A 24,515-nucleotide genomic window follows, 5' to 3' on the forward strand; every position below is an offset into this window, starting at 1 on the left:
CATTATCATTATTTAAACAATCTTACTGAAAACGGAAACAAACACCATGAAAACGGGAACATTGATAATGAAAGTGTTCACATCACCATTTTTCTTATAATTACACCAATTTTCTCGTTTTTTCATTACATTCTAGTGAAAAAGAAAAAGCCCACTGGAAGGTAGGCTTATAACTACTTTTTGATTATTCTATTTATCGAGAAAGCTTTCCTCGCTCAAAGTTAAACACAGCTCTGAAACTCCTAAAAAGTTTTGAATGGCTAGAGCACAGGCTCCCATAATACATGCTTTTTTGCCAAATTCAGAGATCTGTAAATTAGAATAATGGCTAATTGTTGAAGAAAGAAGGGCTTTTAGTTTATTAACCGGATCTGGAAATAAACGAAGCACTTCACTATTGACCACAAGGATTTCAGGACTATAAAGGTTAATCAAATTATTTAACCCAATCGAAAGAAAATAAAGAAATTGATCGAACTCTTCATTAAAAGCAGGAACATATTCTTTCATCCGATGCTGGATATCTTCAAAGTTAATAGGCAGATCTTTCTGTTTTTCAGCCATTTTGATAAACAGACTCATTTCGGAAGCGTATTGCTCCCAGCATCCAAAATTTCCGCAACTGCAAGGCAGACCATTTGGAACAACAATCATATGCCCAATCTCACCTGCATAGCCGTGGTATCCTTTGAATAATTCACCATTTATAATGAAACCAATCCCAATTCCAGAATACAAACTAACTGATAATAAGTTATTACTGTGATGGTGTTTGTATACTTTTTCCGCAATCGAGCATAAGTTGGCATTATTTTCGATGGAAACATTGACTCCAATTTCATTCTCTAAGTCTTTTTTTAAGTTTTTGTTTTTCCATCCATGTTGAGGGACATAATCCACCATTTCATCTTTATTTATAATTCCATGGATTCCAACCGCAATCCCAACTAGACCGTAACAAGAGGAAGCGAACTTAAGTTTATAAGCATTAATCTGTTCAATTAATAATCTCAGAATGACATCATAATCTGATTCTTGCAATTTAATTATTTCGGTCTGAATGGAAGTACCGATTAAATCTGATATGGTAAAAGTAATTGAATTTTTATCCAGGTCGATTCCGAGGACAAAACCTGCATCACGGTTAACTGAGAGCATGACTGGCCTTCTCCCTAAACTTCTGTGTTCCTGTTGTGTTTCAATAATAAATTTTTTTTCCAGCAAGTCTGATACCTGTACTGAGATCGTAGCTTTATTCAATCCCGTAATTTTTGCCAACTCTGCTCTAGATATCATTTTATGCTCAACAATTTTACTTAAGATTAAAGACCTGTTCATTTTTTTGATAAATGCTGCATCTCCTGTGAGCATAAAAGAGCCTCCTTAGTTTTTTTAAAAGGAAAAAATCTCATATTTATTGACGTAAATTGTCCATAATGTTATTATACAGGTAATTAGTTTGTTTGGTAAACAAATTAAATAAAAATATATTTTTTTATATTTCTTTTGTAAGGGATTACAGAAGAAGATTATCAATTATAAATTTCATAAATACATGGAATAGGATGGAAAGTGGAAAACTTAATAGGAAAAAAAGGAGTGAAGCAAATATGGGTATCCTACAAGAATTATTAAAAGATATTCCGGTTCCTAAAATGGCAAAAGTTAAAGTTAACTTTGACAACAAAAAGATCGATGACCTTGGCTCAACCCTGATGACACAATTACAACGAGTAGATATACAGGAAAAGGTTAAGCCTGGGATGGAAATTGCAATTGCTGTTGGAAGTCGGGGACTCGATCGCCTTCCTGAAATGACTGCAGTGACAGTCCAGTTTTTAAAAGATTTAGGGGCCAAACCTTTCATTGTACCAAGTATGGGGAGCCACGGGGGGGCGACAGCAGAGGGACAGCGTGAAGTCTTAGCACATCTTGGGGTAACCGAAGAAAGTGTCGGATGCGAAATCCGCTCTTCAATGGAAGTAGTAAAGATAAGTGAACTGCCAAATGGATTACCTATTTATGTGGATAAATTTGCTTCAGGAGCGGATGGAATTGTGGTCATCAACCGTATCAAACCACACACAGCTTTTCGTGGTCCTGTTGAAAGTGGAATGATGAAGATGATTAGTATTGGATTAGGAAAGCAAAAAGGGGCAGAAGCTTGTCATCAAATGGGATTTAAGTATATGGCAGAAAATGTTCCAGCGATGGCGAAGATCATCATGGAAAAGACCCCTTTCCTGTTTGGGGTTGCATCCGTTGAAAATGCATTTGATAAAGTAGCCATAATTGAAGTACTTACATCAGAAGAGATAATAAATAAAGAACCTGAGCTTCAAAAGAAAGCAAAAGAGTTATTGCCAAAGCTTTTCTTTGATCAATTGGATGTCCTTGTCATTGATGAAATTGGCAAAAATATTAGTGGTGATGGAATGGACCCAAATATTACTGGACGTTATCCAACTTCATACGCTTCTGGTGGACCGGATGTTAACAAAATGGTGGTTCTCGATGTAACACATCAATCTGAAGGAAATGCCAATGGAGTAGGAACGGCTGACTTTACGACACAACGGCTTGTTGACAAGATGGATAAAGAAGGAACTTATGCTAATGGCTTAACTTCAACTGTTGTTGCTCCAACTAAAATTGCAACAACCTTACCAAACGATAAACAAGCATTCCAAGCTGCTATTAAAACATGTAATATTCTAGATTTTACAAACGTCAAATTAGTCCGCATTAAAAATACATTAGTGTTAAGTGAAATTGAAGTATCTGAGCCTTTACTTGAATATGTGAGGCAGCATCCTAATATGGAACAATGTTCTGATCTTTATGATATTCCTTTCAATGAAAATGGAAATTTATTTTAATTTAAAAAAGGGAGAGAATAATTTAATGGCACAATTATTTGATTTAAATGGAAAAGTTGCAGTTGCAATTGGTGGAAATGGTGTTTTGGGATCAGCTATGGCAAAAGGATTGGCTTCCCACGGTGCCAAAGTTGCAATTGTAGGACGTAATCTTGAAAAAGCAGAAGAAGTGGCCAAGGAAATTAATGAGAGTGGCGGGGAAGCCAAAGCATTTTCTGCAGATGTTAGTTCAAAGGATTCCTTGGTTAACGCTGCAAATGAAATTGAACAATGGTCCGGCGGTTGGGACATTTTATTAAACGCGCCAGGTACAAATAGCGCCACACCATTTTTTGAACTTGGCATGGACGAATGGGACAAAATTATGGATATAAATTTAAAAGGTATTGTGTTAACCTGTCAAATTTTTGCGAAGAAAATGATTGAGCAGGATAGAAAAGGAAGTATTATTAATATCTCTTCTGTTTCTTCAACAACACCACTATCAAGAGTGTTTACGTATTCCGTATCAAAAGCTGGCCTTAACAGCGTTACACAATTTTTGGCACGTGAATTTGCACCAAATGGTATTCGTGTCAATGCAATTATTCCAGGATTTTTCCCTGCTGAACAAAACCGAAAAATTTTAGATAAAGAGAGAATTGAATCAATCATGAGACATACTCCAATGAATCGCTTTGGTGAGGCGGAAGAGTTACAGGGTGCTACGGTTTGGCTTGCTTCTGAAAAAGCGTCGAGTTTTGTAACAGGAACACTCGTACAAGTAGATGGCGGCTTTGGAAGCATGACAATATAAATCCCCCGGTGCACATAAATCTAAAGTCTATTAAATAAATTAACAATGGCTGACTTTAAAATTAGATAAGGGATTGGGGGAGAAACGGACCATGCTAACAGAGAAATACAAAAAATTAACGTCTATTCTCCGAGATATGGAATCAGTAGTCGTTGCATTTTCAGGAGGAGTAGACAGTACTTTTTTATTAAAAGCAGCTGTGGATGTATTAGGGGCTGAGCATGTCCTTGCTGTAACAGCAGACTCTGAAAGCTACCCATCTAGTGAACTTGAAGAGGCAAGAGTTCTTGCAAATCAAATTGGTGTCAGGCACCAAGTGATTGAAACATCAGAACTCGCTATTCCAGGCTATGCAGAAAACAATAAAAATCGATGCTATTTCTGTAAAAGCAGTTTATTTGAGCATTTGATTCCAGTCATGGAAGAAAAGGGCTTTCAAAATGTGGTTTATGGTGTCATAGCGGATGATATGAATGAATTTCGACCAGGTATGCAAGCCGCTAAAGAAAAGGGGATACGTGGTCCACTCCTAGAAGCTAATTTGTTTAAACAAGAAATCAGAGAACTCTCGCGCGAATTCGATTTGCCAACTTGGGATAAACCATCATTAGCTTGTCTTTCTTCAAGAATTGCCTATGGTGAATATATTACAAAAGAAAAGTTGACGAAGGTAGAAAAAGCAGAAGCCTATTTAAAATCACTAGATATCCATCAAGTCCGGGTGCGAACACATGACGAGATTGCAAGGATCGAAGTAGAACCAAATGATATGAAGAAGGTTCTTGAAAATCATGACTCAATCGTGAAAGCACTCCAAGGATATGGTTATAAATATATCACGTTAGATTTAATAGGATATCAGAGTGGAAGCATGAATAAGGTGTTGTCTTAGAGCTTTTCACTATGCCAATGTGTTTAGGAAAGTACATTTAAAAAAGGCTTTGGAAATATCCAGAGCCTTTTAATATAACGATTATAAAAATAGCAATAAATAATATACTTATGTTATGTGAAAAGGACGAGAAGAGCATGTCAAGAGAAGTTGTAATAGGACTTGATATTGGAACAACAAGTGTTAAAGCATGCGTATTTGACCTTCAAGGTAAATTAATCGCAGAAGCTGAGAGAATGAACACATTTCATTATCCAAAGCAAGGATGGGTTGAACAAAACCCAATTGAGATTGAACAATCAGCTGTACAAGCAATAAAAGAGGTAATTGAGAAAGGCAAAATTGAAAAACGTGAGTTGATTTCAGTTGGTTTTTCTTCTGCAATGCATTCCCTCATTTGTATAGATGAGAATGGCTTTCCAATATCTCCAGCCTTAATTTGGGCTGATGGAAGAAGCTATCTACAAGCAGAATCAGTAATAGAAACAATGGGGAACGAGGTGTATTCAAACACAGGCACACCGGTTCATCCCATGACGCCATTTGTTAAGTTATTATGGATGAAAGAAACGAAATATGAACCGTACCTCCAAGCAAAGTACTTTATGTCTATTAAAGAATATTTACTTCAATGCTGGTTTAACAAGAGGGTTATAGATTATTCGATGGCATCTGCGACAGGGTTATTTAACCCAGATACACACACATGGAATCAAACATTATTATCTTTAACGGATATTCATGAAGATCAGCTTTCAAGAATTGTCCCCCCAACAGAGATATTAACAGGGATTAATCCACAAATAGCCGAAGAGATGGGAATTGATTCTGAACTTCCTTTTGTCATCGGTGCTGCGGATGGCCAACTGGCAAACCTAGGAATTGGAGCGATTCTCCCAGGTGAAGTGGCAGTTTCAGTTGGAACTAGCGGAGCCATTCGGCAATTCACAAAAGGCGTTAAAATGAGTGAACATCAAGAAAACTTTTGTTATTCCTTTACAGAAGATTTTGCTATCATTGGAGGTCCAACTAATAATGGTGGGATTGCCTTACAATGGTTAAAAGATCTTTTGAATGACCCTAGGGATTTCGCTGATTTCCTTGTGGATGCAGAAAAGGTGCCACTTGGTTCTGATGGAATCATCTTTCATCCTTATCTCAATGGCGAAAGAGCACCGATTTGGAATCAACGAGCAAAAGGAAATTTCTTTGGATTGTCTATCACACATAGAAGAGAACATTTTATTCGAGCGGTTTTAGAAGGTATTACATTTAACCTATTTCAAATTGGCAAGGCTTTAGAAAGGTTAGCCGGGAAACATCAAAAGATTTATGTAAATGGTGGCTTATCCAGATCTCCATTGTGGCTGCAAATGATGGCGGATGTATTCGAAGCAGAAATTTATGTGCCGGAAAGCTACCACAGTGCAGCGTGGGGAGCAGCTTGGACTGCATTAGTGGCTACTGGTAAAGTTCATTCCTTTGAAGATATTAAAAAGAATATCCCAATGGGTGAACCAATTGTTCCTATTAAGGATAATAGTGAAAATTATAGACTTATTTATGAGAAATATGAGAAGTTGGCAAGCGGAATGTCCCAACATTTTTGAAGTTTATATTAATAGGGGGGAAATGAATGCTTGAAGAAATTTTAGAGCAGGTTCAAAGAGGTACCCTTAGTATCAAAGAGGCAAAAGAGCAATTAGCAACATTTGAAAATTTGGGGTTTGCTAAAGTTGACCATCATCGTAAGAAACGTCAAGGCTTCCCAGAGGTCGTATACGGTGAAGGTAAAACGGCTGAGCAAATTATTTCAATTATCCAAGTGTTAAGAGCCCGAAACAACCAAGTGCTCGTCACGCGTATTACCAAGGAAAAGGCAGAAATTGTCCAACGTGCTTGCCCTGATTTTATCTACAAAGAAGAAGCACAAATTCTCTTTTGGAAAGAGGACACTATATATGAAGGTGAGCCACAAGGGTATATTGCCGTAATTTGTGCAGGTACATCGGATTTACGGGTTGCCGAAGAAGCAGCGGTTACTGCAGAAGTATTAGGCAGTACAGTACATCGGATCTATGATGTTGGTGTTGCTGGGATTCATCGCTTGTTAAGTCATGCGGAGGAAATTCAAAATGCCACGGTCTCCGTTGTTGTTGCGGGTATGGAAGGGGCACTTCCAAGTGTAGTTGGCGGACTTGTTTCTCATCCTGTTATTGCTGTCCCAACGAGTGTTGGGTATGGAGCAAATTTTAATGGATTATCTGCCTTATTAACGATGTTGAATTCATGTGCATCAGGCATTAGTGTCGTGAATATTGATAATGGGTTTGGCGGGGGATATAACGCAGTATTAATTGATCAACTTGCACAAAAAGGGGCCGGGAAAAATTGAGAACACTTTATTTTGATTGTTTTTCAGGAATCAGCGGCGATATGGTCATTGGAGCTCTGATTGACGCCGGAGCAGATCCGAAGCGTTTAGTAGAAGAATTAAAAAAACTTCATATTGATGATGAGTATATGTTGTCATGGAAAAAGTTAGTGAAAAATGGGATTACAAGTACCAAATTTGATGTGGTGTTGAAGAATGTTCATTCCCATAACCATCATCATGATCATAAACAAACCCATGCACATGATGATGAACACAATCACGATCATGTCCATGATCATGAACACACCCATGCACATGATGATGAACACAATCACGAGCATGGACAAATTCACGAACACATCCATGCTCATGACCATGACCATGAGCACCACCATGACCATCATAATCATAGCCATGGAAATGACCATCATCATCATCATGATCATGAACACCGGGCCTATAAAGACATTGTTGCTTTAATTGAGGGGGCAGGCTTTGTTGAGCCTGTGAAAAACACAGCATTAAAAATCTTTAAAAGAATTGGTGAAGCGGAAGGACATATCCATGGAATTCCCTTAGAGAAGGTCCATTTTCACGAAGTAGGGGCAGTAGATTCGATTATTGACATTATCGGTGCAGCTATCTTAATTCATCAATTAGAAATAGACGTAATTAAATCATCGCCCATTCCTGTGGGAACAGGTCGTATCCATATTGATCATGGTATTTATCCTGTACCTGCACCGGCCACGCTTGAAATTTTAAAAGGTATACCAATTGAACAATCTGACATTCGCTTCGAGCTCACCACTCCAACGGGGGCAGCGATTGTTGCTGTATTGGCAGAAGAATTTTGCCCGATACCATCCATGAAGGTTACATCCATTGGTTATGGTGCTGGAACGAAGACCTTTAAAAATCATCCCAATGTGCTCCGTGTCGTCATTGGAGAGGACTAAAATAAACCTTTAAGCGGACGTCCTTTTTTGATATCTAATGTCTCTTTTTGAAAAGAAAGGCAGTGATTTAATGGTCTCTCATCTTCCTCCCAATAATGAACATATTGATGATCATATGGTCAAAATAGAAGTTAATCTCGATGATATTCCAGGAGAATGGCTTGGCTATGTGATGGACTTGCTGTTTGAGGCTGGCGCTAATGATGTCTTCTATACCCCGATTTATATGAAAAAAAATAGACCAGGCGTATTACTTCAACTACTTTGTTCGCAGAAACATATAAATACAATGAAGGAAATTCTTTTTAAGGAAACTACCACACTAGGAATACGCTATTATCCTTTAACCGTACACCGGTTAGAAAGAAAGTTTAGGAAAGTTATTACTGAGTGGGGGCCTGTGACAGTAAAAGAAGGAATGTATAATGGACAAGTTGTGCAATGTGCTCCGGAGTTTGAAGAATGTAAAAGTATTGCACGACTTCATGACATTCCCGTGAAAAAGGTTTACGAGATGGTTTGGAAGGCTTTGGGAAGAGAAGAATAAGCCTAAAGTCTCGCCTCATTTTAAGCAAGATTCGTAGATAAATTTTAATAGATTTGAGTATAAAAATGGGCTGCCATATAGAATAATGGCAGCCATTTTTTAAACCCATTTAAGTTCTTTAACTATTTGTTGTTTAAACAACTGGATGATAAATTCATTATAAAAGTCTTTTCTAACGATTATTTGAAACTTATTATTCGGATGAATATAAAAATGGATATCAGTTAGGATGTTATTTGTATCAAAATACTCACGAATTTCTTCAATTTTTTTCTTCCATTTGTTATCAACAAAAGTAAGTGTGAATTCAAAATCATCGCCGTTAGGGATTTCTTTTAGCTCGAGAAACTGTTCGTTATATTTATACTCAACTTTCATTATACCCCTCCTAAATTAGATATCTTAAATATATGTAAACCGTACAAATAATAATTGATAAAATCATTAATGGAAAGGCAATCAACATGAATTTTCCAAATGTAATTGGATGACCTTCCTTCGCGGCAAGACCCGCCACAATCACATTGGCACTTGCTCCAATTAATGTGCCATTTCCGCCTAGACATGCCCCTAAAGATAAACTCCACCAAAGAGGTTCTAAATTCGTAATGCCAAGTTCCCCCATATCCTTTATCATTGGAATCATGGTGGCAACAAACGGAATATTATCAATAAATGCTGAGGCAATCGCGCTCACCCAGAGAATTAAAATCGATGTGGATGTAACATCCCCTCCAGTTAGGTGCACGGAGTAATCTGCTAACAACGAAATTACCCCTGTTTCGATTAATCCTGATACTAATACAAATAGGCCGATAAAGAAGAATATGGTTGTCCATTCTACTTTTAAAAATGCTTTATCTAAATACTTTTCTCCTGTTAATAGAAGCAGCAGGAAGGCACCAGCTAACGCGACGGTAGCAGATTCAATATGAAAAAGCTGATGCAGGAAAAAACCCAAAATAGTTAACGAGAGAGCTGTTAAAGATTTAATTAATAACTTGGTATCTGTTATTTCTTCTTTTTCATCTAAGTCCATTAAATTGGCCTTTAAATCATCAGTTGTTCGAAGCTGCTTCCGATAAATAAATGCTAAGATCGCAATATTAACAAATAAGATAAAGAATGAAATAGCCGTTAGATTATTAATAAATGCCATAAAGGTAAGTTCTTTTACAGCGCTGCCAAGCATAATATTCGGCGGATCGCCTATCAGTGTGGAAGTTCCACCAATATTCGAGGCAATAACTTCGGTTATTAAAAAGGGAATCGGATTAACCCGTAATTGTCTCGTGATACTGAAAGTAACTGGGACCATTAATAGTACCGTTGTTACATTATCTAAAAAGGCTGATCCCAAGGCAGTAATAGTTCCAAGCACCAACAATATTTTTAATGGATCACCTTTCACTTTTTTGGCTGACCAAATAGCTATGTATTTGAACAGACCTGTCTCTGAGGTTATGGCAACGATGATCATCATACCGGTCAATAATCCGAGTGTATTGAAATCGATATGGTGAAGCGCTTTTTCCTGCCCGACAATCCCTAGTAATACCATCATAATTCCGCCGCACATGGCAATGATCGTGCGATGGATCTTTTCTGTGACGATAAAGGCATAGGTAATTAGGAATACACCTAGTGCGATTAATGCTTGTGTTGACATGTTGTAACCTCTTCTCCCAAGATTTAAATGGACCATTTTTAAAAAATGACAAAAAGGAGCCTATTTGACAGACTCCCCCAATAAAAACACCATTTATTTTATTAACTTTATTTTATAAAACTAAAGTTTGAAAGTAAAGAATGTTTTAACTATTAAAGCCCTAATTTATTAATAAAATCAACAGTTTCCTGATGCTCTGGTTTAATTAACTGATAAAGACGTTTATCTCTCTTAACTAGGGAGGTCCCAGCATCATTAATAATAGGTCTTGTGAAGGAAGTCCCTTTTAATACGCCCCATTGACCATTTGTTTTTTTTAATCTGAGATCAATAATTCCAAGATGATTTCCAAAAGCCCCTGCCATTACGACGGGTTTACCATTAATTTGTCCCGTTTCTATGTTAGTATCAGGAGAATTTTTATATATAGAACTTGGAAATACGTTATGCGAATGTCCTGCTAATATGACATCGATGCCCGGAATCTTTGATAAATAATAGACCGCATTTTCCGATTCAGCGCTATATGTTCCGTAGCTGATTCCAGTATGGGCTAGGGCAACAATGATATCCGCTCCTTTTGACTTCATGATTGGGATAAATTCTTTTGCGGTATCAACAATGGGTTTAGCCATAACTTTACCTTCAAGATTTGCCTTATCCCATTTCATAATTTGTGTCGGCATAAATGCTATTACCCCAATCTTTAGTTGATGAGTTCTCCCATTCAGATCAATCACTTTTCTTTTCAAAATAACATAGGGAGTAAAGTATGGTTTTTTCTTTTTAACAGAGAAAACATTGGCATTAAGGACGGGCATCTTTGCCCCTTTTACGGCTGCATTTAAGAATCCTAAACCGTAGTTAAATTCATGATTACCAATGGCAACGGCATCATAATGTAAATAATTAAAGGCACGATAAACCGGATGAATTTTTCCCTTACGGATTCCTCGAATTCTCGCTAAATATTCTCCAAGAGGGTTCCCCTTCAGGTGATCTCCATCGTCAAATAATAAAGAATTTTGTACTTCCTTCCTTGACTTCCGGATAAGTGTCGCTGTTTTGATTAGGCCAATTCGGTTGTCTACTTTTGTTTGATAATAGTCATAATTGACTAAGGATGCGTGCAAATCAGTTGTTTCAAGGATACGTAAATCAACGACACCTGGCTGTGTTTGTACAGCTGCTGCCTTAAACGAAAAGGCAGGTTGAGAGAATTCAAAAAGTGAGACGATGATAAGAAAAATAAACGTTTTTTTATTCAATTTGAAAACCTCCTTCATAATCTTGCGTTAAAGGTTTTCTTAGTATTCGTTTTCTAACTAGAATTATGATAAAGGAAACATAATAGAAAATGTGATCAGGCTCACTTAATTGAAAATCATTTTCAATTACAATGAAAATAGAAGATTAATTAGGAGGAATAATAAATGGAAAAGAATTCAGTTAAATCATATATGGAATATAGCGAAGAAAAATTTACAAAAAGGATTATTTACAAAAAAGGTGAAACAACTGCTTTTGTATTAAATTTTTTACCTAGCCAACAATTGCCCACTCATAAGCATCCAGGAACAGAAGTTTATATTTATGTCGTAACCGGTAACGGCACAATTAGTATTGATGGGAAAGAAACAGAAGTCTCTGAGGCAGACTTAATCCATGTTCAAAGTGAGGAGGAAATGTCATTTAACAATACCGGAAAAGAACCTGTAAGCTTGTATGTAGTACTAAGCAAAATACCGTCTGAACTTTATGCAAAGAACATCTAAGAGAAACAATGTTAAGAGGTTCAAGTTATAGTGTGAAATACAAAAAAGTCAGCCTGTATTTTAGATCAGGCTGGCTTTTTTTTAGTCAACTGCCGTTTTTTATTTTTGATGCCAAAAAACCACCAGTTCCAATCGCCAAGTAGTTTCATCAGTGCTGGAACTAACACCATCCTCACTATGGTTGCATCTATAAAAATTGCTATAGCAATCCCTACTCCTAGCTGCTTAACTGGCATGACGCCGGTAAATGCAAATGCACCTGTAACGACAATCATAATGGCTGCAGCTGAAGTGATAATTTTACTAGTATAAGTCAATCCAGATATTGTAGCTTCACTATTATCTCCAGTTTTTAAGTAAAATTCCTGTATTCTCGAGATAAGGAACACTTCGTAATCCATCGATAGTCCAAAAACAAGAGTAAAAACAAATACAGGTAAAATTAAGGCAATATCTACAGGTTTGACACCAAAATGCCCTTGCTGAAAAATCCAGACTAGGATCCCAAAGGTGCAGCTCAGGCTTAATATGTTCATTACAATTGCTTTCAATGGTATAAGAATGGAGCGGAATGCTGCCATTAATATGACGATAGTCGAAAGGACAATCAATAACAGCCCATCTGGTGCTTTTTGATATATTTCAGAAAAAATTTCTTGCTCGAATTTTATCGAGCCGCCAAAGGAAGCGTTTAAACCTAAATCCTTATTTGACCAGTTACTTACCCATTGTCTTGCTTTAGCAGAATGTTCACCTGTTTTTAAATATACCTCTAAGAGCATTTTATTATCTCTAATAAAGTAGTCGATAATTGGGGCTGCCTTTGTTGTTTTCCCAGAAGTGAGAACTTGATAAAGCTGGTTTACATCCTTTAATCCAGTAGCTGAAAAGGGTGAATGAACGGTATTCACCAGTGCATCATTCTCAATACTTTTAATCACGTTATTCACTTTTGTTAGATTATTCAAATTAATAATGTTACCACTTGATTCAAGGACCACGATGACTTTTTTCTCATCTCGTTTTTCTTTAGCAACAAAATGGTCTTTATAGATTTCTAAGGCAGTTCTTGAAGGGTAATTTGGCGGCAGGGATTCTGTACCAGGGATCGCTAAAATCATTTGTTGAACAGGAATCAATCCTGCTAAAAGAATTGCAAGGGCAGCTACAGTCATAAGAATAGGGCGCCTCATGACAAATTTAGCAAACTGGTACCAAAAACTTATCGTTTGCTTGTCCACTGCGGGTAAAATACTTAATTTATTGATTTTATCTCCCAAAACACCAAGCAGTGCAGGAAGAAAGGTTAAGGCACAAACGGCAGAAATGAACACAACAGTCATTCCGCCAAGCGCAACATTCTGAAAAATATCGATTTTGATAAACCACAATGCAGATAGACCAATAAAAACACAGAGTCCTGAAAAGATAATCGAACGACCAGCAGTAGAAACTGTTATCTCAAGAGCATCCTTTAAAGACTTTGTCTTCACTTCTTCTTTATATCGATTTATAAATAATAAGGCAAAATCAATACTTAACGCTAATCCAATCATCGGAACAATATTTAATATAAAGATCGTTAAATCAGCACGATAGCTAAAAAAGTAAACGGTTCCCATTGTACATAATATAGAAACTACGCCAATGACAATCGGGAGTGACGCAGCAATAAGTCCTCCAAAGGCAAGAATTAGAACCACTAAAGCGATTGGCAGACCGATCATTTCCGCTTTTGCTAAATCTTCTTGGCTTGCAGTATTAAGGTCTTGGACAATAATGGGTTCGCCGGTCATTGTGACCTTTAGCCCCTTTTTATTTACTAGTAAAGTCTTTAATTGGCTGATTTCTGCCCCAAGGTTTCCAGCTTCTTTGTTAAAAGTAAGAAGCCCATAGGCATATTGTGCTTTTATCATTCCTTCTCGTTCCAAAGGGGAAATCAATTGCTCTGCATCATCAAAGCCTGTTAACCTTTCAAAGGTGGCCAGTATGTATTGTCTGAAATCTTCATTACTAATGGCTTTGTCTTTTTCAAAAACAAGAATAATGGAGGATTTAGCATATCCAAATTCTTGCTCGAGAAGGTTGCGTGTTTTATTATATTCCCCGTTATATTCAAAACCATTTCCACTAAGTACGTCAGGCAGTTTCAATGCAAACAAACCTAATAGTAAAATAATGAAACCCCATGTTACCAGAACCCACTTTCGCTTTTGGTAAATAAATCCGCCTAATTTCTGCACCATATCGCCTCCTCTCATAATAATTGTTCCCCATTAAAGAGGCTGAAAATTCATGTTCCTCGCTTAGCTTCATTGTTTTAAATGAAATTATATTCATATTAATTTTTACAAATGTAAAACAAAAGTGATTTCGTTTGTTATTTTTGTTACAATAAAGAGAAAATAATAACGATAAGGTGATAACAGTGGATCGTGAAAAGTTAACGAAAGTCATTGAAGCAGCAAAGCTCTATTATCTGTTGGATTATAATCAAAACGAAATTGCCAAGAAACTTGGTGTTTCCCGTCCCACTGTGTCGCGTTTACTACAACAGGCAAAAAGTGATGGAATTGTCCAGATTAATATAATGGATCCGACGGAAGATGTTGAGAATCTAGCGAGACAACTTGAAAAAAAGTTCAACCTGAAGAAGGCAGTTGTCGCTTCAATCCCGCAATATGAAGACCATATTATAAAAAATTATCTTGGGGAAAAAGCCGCCATTTATCTAGATCAAATTGTTAAGGATGATGACATAATTGGCGTGACATGGGGAACGACCCTTTACCATATTGCCATTGAATTAAAACAGAAATTCGTAAAAGGGGTAAAAGTTGTCCAGCTAAAGGGTGGTGTCAGTCACGCTGAAACAAATACCTATGCATCAGAGATTTTATATCTTTTTGGAAAAGCATTTCATACTACACCACACAATCTTCCACTTCCAGCCATAGTGGACCATGTCGTTGTAAAACAGGCAATGGAGGCGGATCGTCATATCCGAAAAATCCTTGAACTAGGTAGTCAGGCAAATATTGCACTATTTACGATCGGACCAATTAAAACAGATTCTTTATTATTTCAATTAGGCTATTTTACAGAGAGTGACTTAGAATCTCTGTATGGAAAAGCTGTGGGTGATATTTGCTCCCGTTTCTTTGATGAAAACGGTGAAGTGTGCAACGAGAGCCTGAATGAGAGAACGCTTGGAGTAAATTTGGATGATTTAAAGAAAAAGGATTATTCGATTCTTGTAGCAGGCGGGCCAAATAAAATTGAGGGAATATACGGGGCATTAAAAGGCGGGTTTGCAAACGTGCTCGTTACGGATCAGTTTACAGCACAATTCTTGCTGGATAAGAACTAAATAAAGACTGTCTTATGTATTATAAAAAAGTTTTTTACATTTGTTCATAAATGTATTTACAAATGTTCAATATGTTTGATATAGTTACATTGTGATAATCGACAAAAACATTTATATATAATTTTTTTAGTAGGGGGACGAAGAGTATGACACAGAATGTAGTAGGAATGATTGACCATACATTATTAAAGGCAGATGCAACAAAAGAAGAAATTGTAAAGTTAGTGGAAGAAGCAAAGGAATATTTATTTGCTTCGGTGTGTGTGAATCCAACTTGGGTTCGTACAGCAGCAGATATGTTAGCTGACACTCCAGAAGTAAAAGTATGTACCGTAATTGGTTTTCCTCTTGGGACGACTACTCCAGAAACAAAAGCATTTGAAACAAATAATGCGATTGAAAATGGTGCTAATGAAATTGATATGGTTATAAATGTGGGTGCTTTAAAAGATAAGCAAGATGATTTGGTGGAACGAGATATCCGTGCAGTGGTTGAGGCAGCTAAAGGGAAGGCATTGGTAAAGGTAATCATCGAAACTTGCTTGTTAACAAAAGAAGAAAAAATTAGAGCATGCGAAATTTCTGTAAAGGCTGGGGCAGACTATGTAAAAACATCTACTGGTTTTTCAACAGGCGGAGCCACTGTCGAGGATATTCGTCTAATGCGTCAAACCGTAGGTCCAGAAATTGGTGTCAAAGCTTCTGGCGGTGTCCGCAGCAGAGAAGATGCACTTGCAATGGTAGAAGCAGGAGCAACTCGTATTGGTGCAAGTTCTGGTGTTTCAATCAGTAAAGGTGAGCTATCCTTAAGCAATTACTAAATATCAAATGTGAGGTTAATTTGATGAGAGACGTAATAATGGCATTAATTGCCGGTGTAATAGTTGGTATGTTATTTAAGTTTTTAAAGCTTCCAATACCTGCACCCCCAGTATTTTCCGCAGTAGTCGGTGTTTTCGGTGTGTACTTTGGCGGCGTGCTTCTTGATTGGATTACTAAATTAGTTCAGCAATAAATTTCCTTGGCGGAGCGTGAACAGGATGGATAAAAAAGAATTAATTGTAGAAGCAAATAAAGCAAGAGAGCGTGCTTACGTACCTTACTCAAATTTCAAAGTTGGCGCCGCACTATTATCAAAAGATGGGCAAGTATTCCACGGCTGTAATATTGAAAATGCAGCTTATAGTATGACTAACTGTGCGGAGCGAACAGCATTGTTTAAAGCGTATTCTGAAGGAATTACACAATTTGCTTCACTCGTTGTTGTGGCGGATACTGAAGGGCCGGTTTCACCCTGCGGGGCTTGTCGTCAGGTTATTTCTGAACTTTGTGATGCAGAAATGGAAGTAGTACTAACGAATTTAAAGGGCGATGTTCAAAATATCCTTGTAAAAGATCTGCTACCAGGAGCTTTTTCACCTAAAGACTTAAATAAGTAGTAAAAAAGAAGTTTATCCTATTGTGATAAACTTCTTTTTTATTTTGTGTGGGAAATCAACTTGAATTGGAAAATACTATATTGAACATAATATACATAGCAAAAATAAAGGATGATTTCATGATTTATATCTATAATGATTTTGGCGGAACTCATACAACTTCTTTAGCAGCGGCCTACCATTTAAAACAATTGCCTCAATCCGAACGAAAACTGACAAAAGAAGAAATTTTAAGTGTAAAATATTTCAATAAATTAACGAAAGCAGATTTTGGTAAAATTATTTTCCATGGAATGGATGAAGATGGAAACTCTGTTTATTCGATTGGACGAAAAAGAAATAAATATGTGGTCCCTGCATTAAAAGAAATGTGTTTATTGCTGCAAGAAAAATTTCATTTTGATGAAAAAATCGTCTTCTCTAATACTTCTCCAACTGTTCCTTTTGCCATGACTATGGGTGGAATGTTCTCAAGGGGGTTGAAAATTGATTTTATTGGAGTGCCGTTATTAGTTATAGGTGCTAAACAATGTTGTGATAATATATACAGGTTGGTGGAAAATACAAAAGAAATAGGGAAAACAACTTTTACAGAAAATATCATCGTATTGGAGAATGAGATGTATAAATAGGTGGGGGAGAAAAGTGAAAAAGAAAATAGGTTTTATTGGGGCTGGAAAAATGGCACAAGCAATGATGGAGGGAATGGTTAAATCATTAACGATTCCAAAAGAGGATATTTTGGCTAGTGCTAACACAGAAGATACGATAAAAATAATCAAACAAAAGTATGATATAGGCACAACACTAAATAACAGAGATGTTGCTATCTTTGCTGACATTCTTATTATTGCGGTGAAACCTGAACTATATGCAACAATAATTGAAGAAATCAAGAACGATATAAAACAAAATGTAATCATTGTAACGATTGCTGCAGGGATCACCATAATGGATATTGAGAGGGCATTTGGTTTTCATGTAAAGACGATTAGAACAATGCCTAATACTCCCTCTTTTGTTGGGGAAGGTATGAGTGTGATCTGTGCGAATGATTACCTTACTGAAAATGAAATTGTTGAGGTAGAGCACTTGTTCCAGACCTTTGGAAAGACAGAAAGGCTAGAAGAGAAGCTAATGGATGCCGTTCCTGCTATCAGCGGTTCATCCCCGGCATATGTGTATATGCTTATAGAAGCTATGGCAGATGGAGGGGTAAGGCAAGGAATACCAAGGAATCAAGCATATCAACTAGCTGCTCAAGCTGTTCTTGGCGCTGCAAAAATGGTCCTTGAAACTGGAAAACATCCTGGAGAACTCAAAGATAATGTGTGTACGCCAGGTGGGGCAACAATTGAAGCAGTTGTTACCTTGGAGGAAAAGCAATTTCGGGGATCCATAATGTCAGCAATGGACAAATGTACAAATAAAGTTAAAAACCTCATATAAAAAGCAATTTAGGGATCCTGTTTTTGGATCCTTTTTTTAATTCGACGAATTTTGACAAAAACTAATATCATTCGACCGTTTTCTGTATTTTTCTCGTGACAGATACAATTATTAATAATAAACTTTAAATACATAAAATCAGTTAAAAATAAGGGAATAGTAAAGGTATTGAACTAAAAACAGTGCAAGTCTGTTCATACATATATGAAGGGTTATCATTTAAGGAAGTAGGTAGTCATGAATTTAAATAATGTATTTACAAAAGAAACCTTGTTCATTTCGGTCATTGATGACGATGCGATTATTCGAGCCATGTTAATAAGGATACTTAAGGGAATGGTTTTTAATGATTTTGAATTAGACATTGAAACATTTGAAGATGGTCTACAATTCTTTGAATCCAAACGCTTAGAAGAAAATGGCATACACTTTTTAATACTTGATGGTGTTATGCCTGTTATGGATGGTATCGAAATCCTGCAGAAAGTAAAAAAAATAAAAAATGGGAGAAATATCTATGTCCTTATGTTGACAGCGAGAAAAAGGGAAACGGATATTGAAAGGGCATTAAAGCTAGGAGCAGATGATTATATAACTAAACCTTTTAGTATTAAAGAGCTACAAGCTAGGATTGAAAGGTTAATCAAGAGGATGAAATAGCATGCTGAAAAATGAATTATATTACCTGACAATTTTAACGATAACGATTTTAGTCATTTTAGTGGTTTTACTAATATATCTAACCATAAGAAAGTCAATGGATATTAAAAACAGGAAAGCAATTGGGCAATTTATAGAAAAATATCATTCCATTCTTTTTACCATGTTAATGGAGGGAGGTTATTCTAGGGGACTGAATCCCAAAAACGTTCTTGAACAAATAGCCATCGAAGAACTTCTAGGCAGATTTAGCAAAATTTTAGAAGGTGAGGATGAAAAGTCACGATTAACAGAACTTGCATCAATGTATTTATTGGAGAGGTATCGCAAGCAACTTAAAAGTAAAAGGTGGAGTAAACGTATGAACACCCTCTATCATATTGAAGATTTCAAATTAACTCTCCTAAACGATGATATCTACTTACTAACACAGAAAAAAAAACTCTCCCACGCAGAACTTATTCATTCTTTAAGAATCCTTGCATTATTTCAATATGAATTTTTATTTGACCTGCTAATAACCCGCTACCAGAATCTCTCTGAATTTGAGTACCGTACGATTTTAGTTCGCCTCGAGCAAAAGCAATTTGAAAAGTATATTCTTCATTTTCATAAGAGCAGTCAGTCATTACAAACAGCAATCCTAGATGTAATTTCAATAAAAAAGGAATTAAATTATCTTCCTTTTCTTGAGAAAATCTTTTCAGTCTATAAAGGGGAAATTAGGCTTCGAGCCTTAAAGGCATTATCGAATGTGGGCTATGTGAAAAATACAGAACCCTACTTAGAACTACTTTATTCTAGTAAATGGGAAGAAAGAATGATTGCTGCCAAACTTATTGGTTCATTAAAAGAAGTCAAGGGGATTTCAAGATTAATCGAGCTTTTGCATGACCAAATGTGGTGGGTTCGTTTTCAGGCCGGAGAGGCCATCTGCCAATTTCCGAATGGGCACCAGATTTTACAGGAAGTGTTAGAAACTTCAAAGGATGTATTTGCTAAGGATATGGCATGGGAATGGCTTCATAAAGGGGTATAGAAAATGGGAATTCTAGTGTGGGAAAATGTTGTAACGCTTTTTGCTTGGTTTATCGCTGTATATATGGTTATTGTTATTTCTTTTTACTCTGTTATCTTGGTGATCTCTTTTTTCCAGCTTCGGAAGGAATACCAACTTGACAGAGTACAAGCATATGAAGATTATTCGGACGAATTTTATACAAAACCTGTTTCTATAATCGTACCAGCATACAATGAAGAAGCAGGGATTATTCAGAGTGTGCGATCATTATTGAGTGTAGATTATCCGATATTTGAAGTGATTGTGGTGAACGACGGTTCAACCGACCAAACACTTGCAAAAGTAATCGAGCACTATGATATGAAGGAAATAAAAAAAGTAGTTAGAAGGCAAGTGGATACAAAACCAATTAGCAGGATTTATCAATCAGCTATTTTATCGAATTTGTTTCTCATTGATAAGGAGAATGGGGGAAAGGCGGATGCCCTTAATGTGGGCCTTAATTTCTCGCATTACCCTTATTTTTGTTCGTTAGATGGCGATTCTGTTCTTGAACAGGATGCCTTTTTAAAGGTGATGAAACCAATAATTGATTCAAATGAAGAAGTGATTGCCTCGGGTGGAAGTGTTCGAATTGCGAACGGATGCCAAATTAAAAATGGACATATCCTAAAAATCGGTTTATCGAATAAACCTTTAGTTGTTATGCAAATTATCGAATATTTGCGTGCCTTTCTAATGGGGAGAATTGGCTTGAGCCGGCATAATCTTCTATTAATTATCTCAGGAGCATTTGGAGTTTTTTCGAAGCATTGGGTGATTGCGGCGGGTGGTTATAAAACAGATACGGTCGGGGAAGATATGGAATTAGTTGTTAGAATCCATCGACTCTTAAGAGAAAAAAAAATAAAGAAAAAGATTGTCTATGTTCCAGATCCTGTTTGTTGGACGGAAGTTCCTGAGGATATGACCTTCCTTCGCAGGCAGAGGAGACGTTGGCATAGGGGATTACTGGAAAGCTTATGGACTCATAGGAAAATCACATTTAACCCTAAATACGGTTCGATTGGTTTGATATCTTTCCCATACTTTTGGATTGTCGAATTTTTCGGTCCAGTTATTGAATTTTTAGGATACCTGTTTATGATGCTTTGTTTAATACTTGGGGGGACATATATAGAATTTGCTATTTTGTTATTTCTCCTCTCTTGTTTATATGGGTCTATTTTTTCAATGACATCGGTTCTATTGGAAGAATGGAGTCTAACAAAGTATCCAAAAGTATCAGATATCATTAAGTTATTTTTATATTCCTTAACAGAAACCATTTGGTACAGGCCGCTGACCGTGTATTGGAGATGTGAGGGCATTTGGCAGATGATAATCGGTGATCGAAGTTGGGGAGAAATGAAAAGAAAAGGTGTTTCCGAATGAAAAAACCAATTAATTTAATCATTTATACGGTTCTTTTTTTAATTATTATCACCTGTCCCTTTTGGCTATGGAAAATTCAGCCCATCAAAAAATTAAACGTATTAATTGTCGACAAGACTGTTCCAAATCCTTCCTATAGAGAACATAAAGGATTGGTTTGGATCCTAAATAATGCTAAATATTATAAAAATGGAAAAAAACCTTATTCAGTTTCGGAAGACTATCGAGGATTTGAACCAAAGAAGGGGAAGGAATATTTAATAAATCCTTTACCAAAGGATTTAAAACCATACGATGTTATTTATTTAACCGATCAATATGGAGTATATAAAGAGGAGTTTTTCGGACAAAATCCATTAGGAAAACACTCTACAAAAATTTATGGCGGACTTCAAACTGATGAAGTTAATCAAATAAAAAATGAACTAATTCGATCTAAAGGCAAAACAATAATAGCAGAATTTAATACGTTTGCAAGTCCTACACCAGAATCGTCGAAAGCTGAGATCTCGAATTTACTTAATGTAGAATGGACTGGCTGGATCGGTCGCTTTTTTTCCAACCTTAATAGTACAGAGGTACCAGAATGGGTAAAAGAGAATTATGAGAAGCAAAATAAAAAGTGGTCATTTACTGGAAAAGGATTTGTATTTGTCAGTAAAAACAATTATATCGTTGTACTTGGAGAAAAAGATGTTAACGACAAAGGTCTTCTGTTTGAATTGACTATCAACGGAAAAAAACATTTTACACAAAATTTCGATGGAAAATACAGTTATTGGTTCGATATTATTGATGCCAGAGATGATAAGGAAATATTGGCCGCCTATAAGCTGCCAATTACTAAGGAAGCAAAAGAAACTCTTAAAGGATATGGGATTCCAACTTCTTTTCCAGCCGTCATTATTCACCAAAATGCAAAGTATTCCGCTTATTATTTTTCAGGGGATTTTGCTGATGAAGCTGAAGTTCCAGGAATTTACCAAACAAAGGGTTTGGATACTTGGAAGAAGAATATTGGTTCCAATGGTTCTTTCTATTGGGAAACTTATGTACCAATGATGAAGGATATTTTAAAGCATGGATTACACCATGTAACTCAACAGGAAAAAGTGGACGTTGTCGAACTTGATGGAATTAAATCAAACAGCAAAACTGGAAAATCTTATATTCAGATTCAGAAGGACGGGAAATGGGAAGATCTTTTAATTAAGGGTGTAAACATGGGGATAGGAAAACCTGGTTATTTTCCTGGGGAGACAGCAATTACAAAAGATGAATACTTCCGTTGGTTTAAAGAAATTGGTGCAATGCATGCAAATGCAATAAGAATTTACACACTCCACCCGCCACAATTTTATGAAGCCTTTTATGAATATAACAAAATCGCGAAAAAGCCATTATTCTTATTCCATGGGACATGGGTTAATGAAGAGAATCTGATTCAAACCCAAGACGCCTTTGCCAAAATAAATCTAGACGATGCAAAACTTGAAATAAAAAATATGATTGATATTATCCATGGGAAGGCAGACATACCGCACCGTCCTGGACATGCATCAGGTGTATATAAATACGATATTTCAAAGTATGTTTTGGGAATCATTGTCGGCACGGAATGGGATCCGGCTATGGTAACAAATACAAATAAAAAACACTCAAAAATTGGTCAATTTACAGGTAATTATTTTAAAACAAAAGGGGCCAATCCATTTGAAATCTGGCTGGCTGGTTTAATGGATTATGCTGCTGATTATGAGGCGAATCACTTCCATTGGCAGCATTCAATGAGTTTTACAAACTGGGTTACAACGGATATGTTGAAGCATCCCACTGAGCCACTGGAGAATGAGGATATGGTTTCAGTGAATCCCAATCATATTAAAGCATCTAAGCAGTTTTCGGCAGGATTATTTGCTTCCTATCATATCTATCCTTATTATCCTGATTTTCTTAATTATGAAAAGTCCTACCTTAATTATATTGATACAAAGGGGAAGAAAAACAATTATGCCGGCTACTTAAATGAATTACGGACTGCCCATCAAATGCCAGTGCTTGTTGCAGAATTTGGTGTGCCGGCTTCAAGAGGATTAACACATAAGAATGCTTATGGAATGAACCAAGGATTTCATTCAGAAGAAGAACAAGGGAATATTAATAAGCATCTATACCAATCGATTGTTTCTGAAGGTTACATGGGGGGGCTTGTCTTCACCTGGCAGGATGAATGGTTTAAACGAACATGGAATACCATGGATTTTGATAATCCTGATCGAAGACCATATTGGAATAATATGCAAACGAATGAACAGCACTTTGGCTTACTAGGTTTTGAACCAGGGAAAAAGGAGACTGAAATCATTGTGGATGGTAATGGAAGGGATTGGGAGTTAGCAGGAGTCAAAAAGAGTTACTCTAGCAAAGATAAAAAGGACACTATAAAAGAAATTCGGTTGTCCTCTGACAATGGATATTTATATTTCCTTATAAAATATAATCGTCCAATTGATTTTCGCAGACAAGGATCATTCTTCCTGCTTGATACTATTAAGCAACAGGGTCAAACCCTAATCCCATTAAACGATAAGATATCAATCAATACAGACTTTGGGATTGATTTTTTAGTCAAACTTACAGGGCCTAAGACTTCTAATATCATGGTTGATAGTTACTATGATACATTTTATTATCAGTATGCCCAATTACTGAATATGATTGATAAGGAGCAATATGCAAATCAAAAGAATAATGGAGTGTTTCATCCCATAAGACTTGCTCTTAATAAGGAATTAACCATTCCAACCACAAAGGAAATTATTCCTTTTGCGAGTTACGAGACAGGGAAACTGAAGTTTGGGAATGCGAATCCTAATAGTAAAAATTTCGACTCATTAACTGATGTTAGCATTAGTGATGATAGGGAGGTCATTGAAGGAAGGATTCCATGGCAGCTATTAAATGTGAAAGATCCTAGTTTAAAGGAAGTAATGGGAAATGTTTGGAAAAGTGGTTTATCTGGCAGTGTTGAAACGAGTGGAATTCGAATCGCTATTGTGACAACAGAACTGGGGAAGGTTACTCAAACATTGCCTAAAACAAATAATAATCGGCTTCACCAGTTCGACGCATTTTTATACAGCTGGAAGAAGTGGGAAGAACCAACCTTTTATGAACGGTTGAAGAAATCCTATGGAATTATGAAAGAAACGTATGGAACAATTGACATAAATGGAAAGTAGTATTAA

Annotated in this window: 23 protein-coding genes; 18 read left to right on the plus strand and 5 right to left on the minus strand. The window is 36.5% G+C overall.

The window, feature by feature from the left end; translation table 11 throughout:
* Positions 1–189 precede the first annotated feature (189 nt).
* Positions 190–1,371 (minus strand): ROK family transcriptional regulator, encoded by a 1,182-nt coding sequence (locus FS608_RS22140; protein WP_144554741.1) that lies wholly within the window; start codon positions 1,369–1,371, stop codon positions 190–192.
* A 239-nt stretch (positions 1,372–1,610) separates the two neighbouring features.
* On the opposite strand from FS608_RS22140, the gene FS608_RS22145 reads away from it, so the two are divergent.
* From FS608_RS22145 to larC2, 7 genes are all read left to right on the plus strand, one after another.
* A complete protein-coding gene (locus FS608_RS22145) occupies positions 1,611–2,879 on the plus strand; it encodes a nickel pincer cofactor-dependent isomerase, group 22 (RefSeq protein ID WP_144554742.1) in 1,269 nt (422 codons plus the stop codon).
* Between the two features lie 25 nt (positions 2,880–2,904).
* Positions 2,905–3,675 (plus strand): SDR family oxidoreductase, encoded by a 771-nt coding sequence (locus FS608_RS22150; RefSeq protein ID WP_144554743.1) that lies wholly within the window; start codon positions 2,905–2,907, stop codon positions 3,673–3,675.
* 91 nt (positions 3,676–3,766) lie between these two features.
* On the plus strand, positions 3,767–4,567 hold the full coding sequence (larE, locus tag FS608_RS22155) for an ATP-dependent sacrificial sulfur transferase LarE (RefSeq protein ID WP_144554744.1): 801 nt from the start codon (positions 3,767–3,769) through the stop codon (positions 4,565–4,567).
* A 137-nt stretch (positions 4,568–4,704) separates the two neighbouring features.
* Positions 4,705–6,177, plus strand: a complete 1,473-nt coding sequence (locus tag FS608_RS22160; RefSeq protein ID WP_144554745.1) for a gluconokinase — start codon at positions 4,705–4,707, stop codon at positions 6,175–6,177.
* 26 nt (positions 6,178–6,203) lie between these two features.
* Entirely contained in the window at positions 6,204–6,962 is a 759-nt protein-coding gene (gene larB / locus FS608_RS22165) for a nickel pincer cofactor biosynthesis protein LarB (RefSeq protein WP_144554746.1), read from the plus strand.
* The gene (gene larC, locus FS608_RS22170) at positions 6,959–7,903 is read left to right on the plus strand and encodes a nickel pincer cofactor biosynthesis protein LarC (RefSeq protein WP_144554747.1); all 945 of its coding nucleotides are present in this window, start codon (positions 6,959–6,961) and stop codon (positions 7,901–7,903) included. The genes larB and larC overlap by 4 nt, the downstream gene beginning before the upstream one ends.
* Positions 7,904–7,973: 70 nt before the next feature.
* Positions 7,974–8,450, plus strand: coding sequence for a nickel pincer cofactor biosynthesis protein LarC2 (larC2, locus tag FS608_RS22175; protein WP_144554835.1), 477 nt, complete (start codon positions 7,974–7,976; stop codon positions 8,448–8,450).
* 99 nt (positions 8,451–8,549) lie between these two features.
* Here larC2 and FS608_RS22180 read toward each other — a convergent pair whose 3' ends face one another.
* From FS608_RS22180 to FS608_RS22190, 3 genes are all read right to left on the minus strand, one after another.
* The gene (locus FS608_RS22180; protein WP_144554748.1) at positions 8,550–8,828 is read right to left on the minus strand and encodes a hypothetical protein; all 279 of its coding nucleotides are present in this window, start codon (positions 8,826–8,828) and stop codon (positions 8,550–8,552) included.
* Between the two features lie 10 nt (positions 8,829–8,838).
* Positions 8,839–10,119 carry an ArsB/NhaD family transporter gene (locus FS608_RS22185; RefSeq protein ID WP_144554749.1) on the minus strand — a complete coding sequence of 427 codons (1,281 nt, stop codon included), beginning with the start codon at positions 10,117–10,119 and terminating at the stop codon, positions 8,839–8,841.
* 152 nt (positions 10,120–10,271) lie between these two features.
* Entirely contained in the window at positions 10,272–11,387 is a 1,116-nt protein-coding gene (locus FS608_RS22190; RefSeq protein WP_186328853.1) for a metallophosphoesterase, read from the minus strand.
* 165 nt (positions 11,388–11,552) lie between these two features.
* Here FS608_RS22190 and FS608_RS22195 point away from each other — a divergent pair, with 165 nt between their 5' ends.
* Entirely contained in the window at positions 11,553–11,894 is a 342-nt protein-coding gene (locus FS608_RS22195; RefSeq protein WP_144554751.1) for a cupin domain-containing protein, read from the plus strand.
* A gap of 65 nt (positions 11,895–11,959) precedes the next feature.
* Here the strand turns inward: FS608_RS22195 and FS608_RS22200 are convergent, their stop codons facing one another.
* Positions 11,960–14,140 carry an MMPL family transporter gene (locus FS608_RS22200; RefSeq protein WP_144554752.1) on the minus strand — a complete coding sequence of 727 codons (2,181 nt, stop codon included), beginning with the start codon at positions 14,138–14,140 and terminating at the stop codon, positions 11,960–11,962.
* 182 nt (positions 14,141–14,322) lie between these two features.
* Between FS608_RS22200 and FS608_RS22205 the strand changes: the two genes are divergently transcribed.
* The 10 genes from FS608_RS22205 to FS608_RS22250 all read left to right on the plus strand — a co-directional run bounded on the left by FS608_RS22205 (position 14,323) and on the right by FS608_RS22250 (position 24,509).
* Positions 14,323–15,264, plus strand: a complete 942-nt coding sequence (locus FS608_RS22205) for a DNA-binding transcriptional repressor DeoR (protein WP_144554753.1) — start codon at positions 14,323–14,325, stop codon at positions 15,262–15,264.
* Positions 15,265–15,410: 146 nt separating this feature from the next.
* Positions 15,411–16,085, plus strand: a complete 675-nt coding sequence (gene deoC / locus FS608_RS22210; protein ID WP_144554754.1) for a deoxyribose-phosphate aldolase — start codon at positions 15,411–15,413, stop codon at positions 16,083–16,085.
* A gap of 23 nt (positions 16,086–16,108) precedes the next feature.
* Entirely contained in the window at positions 16,109–16,279 is a 171-nt protein-coding gene (locus FS608_RS22215; RefSeq protein WP_144554755.1) for a XapX domain-containing protein, read from the plus strand.
* Positions 16,280–16,304: 25 nt separating this feature from the next.
* Entirely contained in the window at positions 16,305–16,703 is a 399-nt protein-coding gene (locus FS608_RS22220) for a cytidine deaminase (RefSeq protein WP_144554756.1), read from the plus strand.
* Positions 16,704–16,822: 119 nt separating this feature from the next.
* Positions 16,823–17,335: a DUF3189 family protein gene (locus FS608_RS22225; protein ID WP_144554836.1), complete on the plus strand. Its 513-nt coding sequence runs from the start codon at positions 16,823–16,825 to the stop codon at positions 17,333–17,335.
* Positions 17,336–17,348: 13 nt separating this feature from the next.
* A complete protein-coding gene (gene proC, locus FS608_RS22230) occupies positions 17,349–18,152 on the plus strand; it encodes a pyrroline-5-carboxylate reductase (RefSeq protein WP_144554757.1) in 804 nt (267 codons plus the stop codon).
* Between the two features lie 237 nt (positions 18,153–18,389).
* Positions 18,390–18,812 carry a response regulator transcription factor gene (locus FS608_RS22235; RefSeq protein ID WP_144554758.1) on the plus strand — a complete coding sequence of 141 codons (423 nt, stop codon included), beginning with the start codon at positions 18,390–18,392 and terminating at the stop codon, positions 18,810–18,812.
* A 1-nt stretch (position 18,813) separates the two neighbouring features.
* Positions 18,814–19,851, plus strand: a complete 1,038-nt coding sequence (locus FS608_RS22240; protein ID WP_144554759.1) for a HEAT repeat domain-containing protein — start codon at positions 18,814–18,816, stop codon at positions 19,849–19,851.
* A gap of 3 nt (positions 19,852–19,854) precedes the next feature.
* A complete protein-coding gene (locus FS608_RS22245; RefSeq protein ID WP_144554760.1) occupies positions 19,855–21,267 on the plus strand; it encodes a glycosyltransferase family 2 protein in 1,413 nt (470 codons plus the stop codon).
* The gene (locus FS608_RS22250) at positions 21,264–24,509 is read left to right on the plus strand and encodes a hypothetical protein (protein ID WP_144554761.1); all 3,246 of its coding nucleotides are present in this window, start codon (positions 21,264–21,266) and stop codon (positions 24,507–24,509) included. The genes FS608_RS22245 and FS608_RS22250 overlap by 4 nt, the downstream gene beginning before the upstream one ends.
* Positions 24,510–24,515: the final 6 nt, after the last annotated feature.

Source organism: Bacillus sp. X1(2014), from assembly GCF_007678255.1.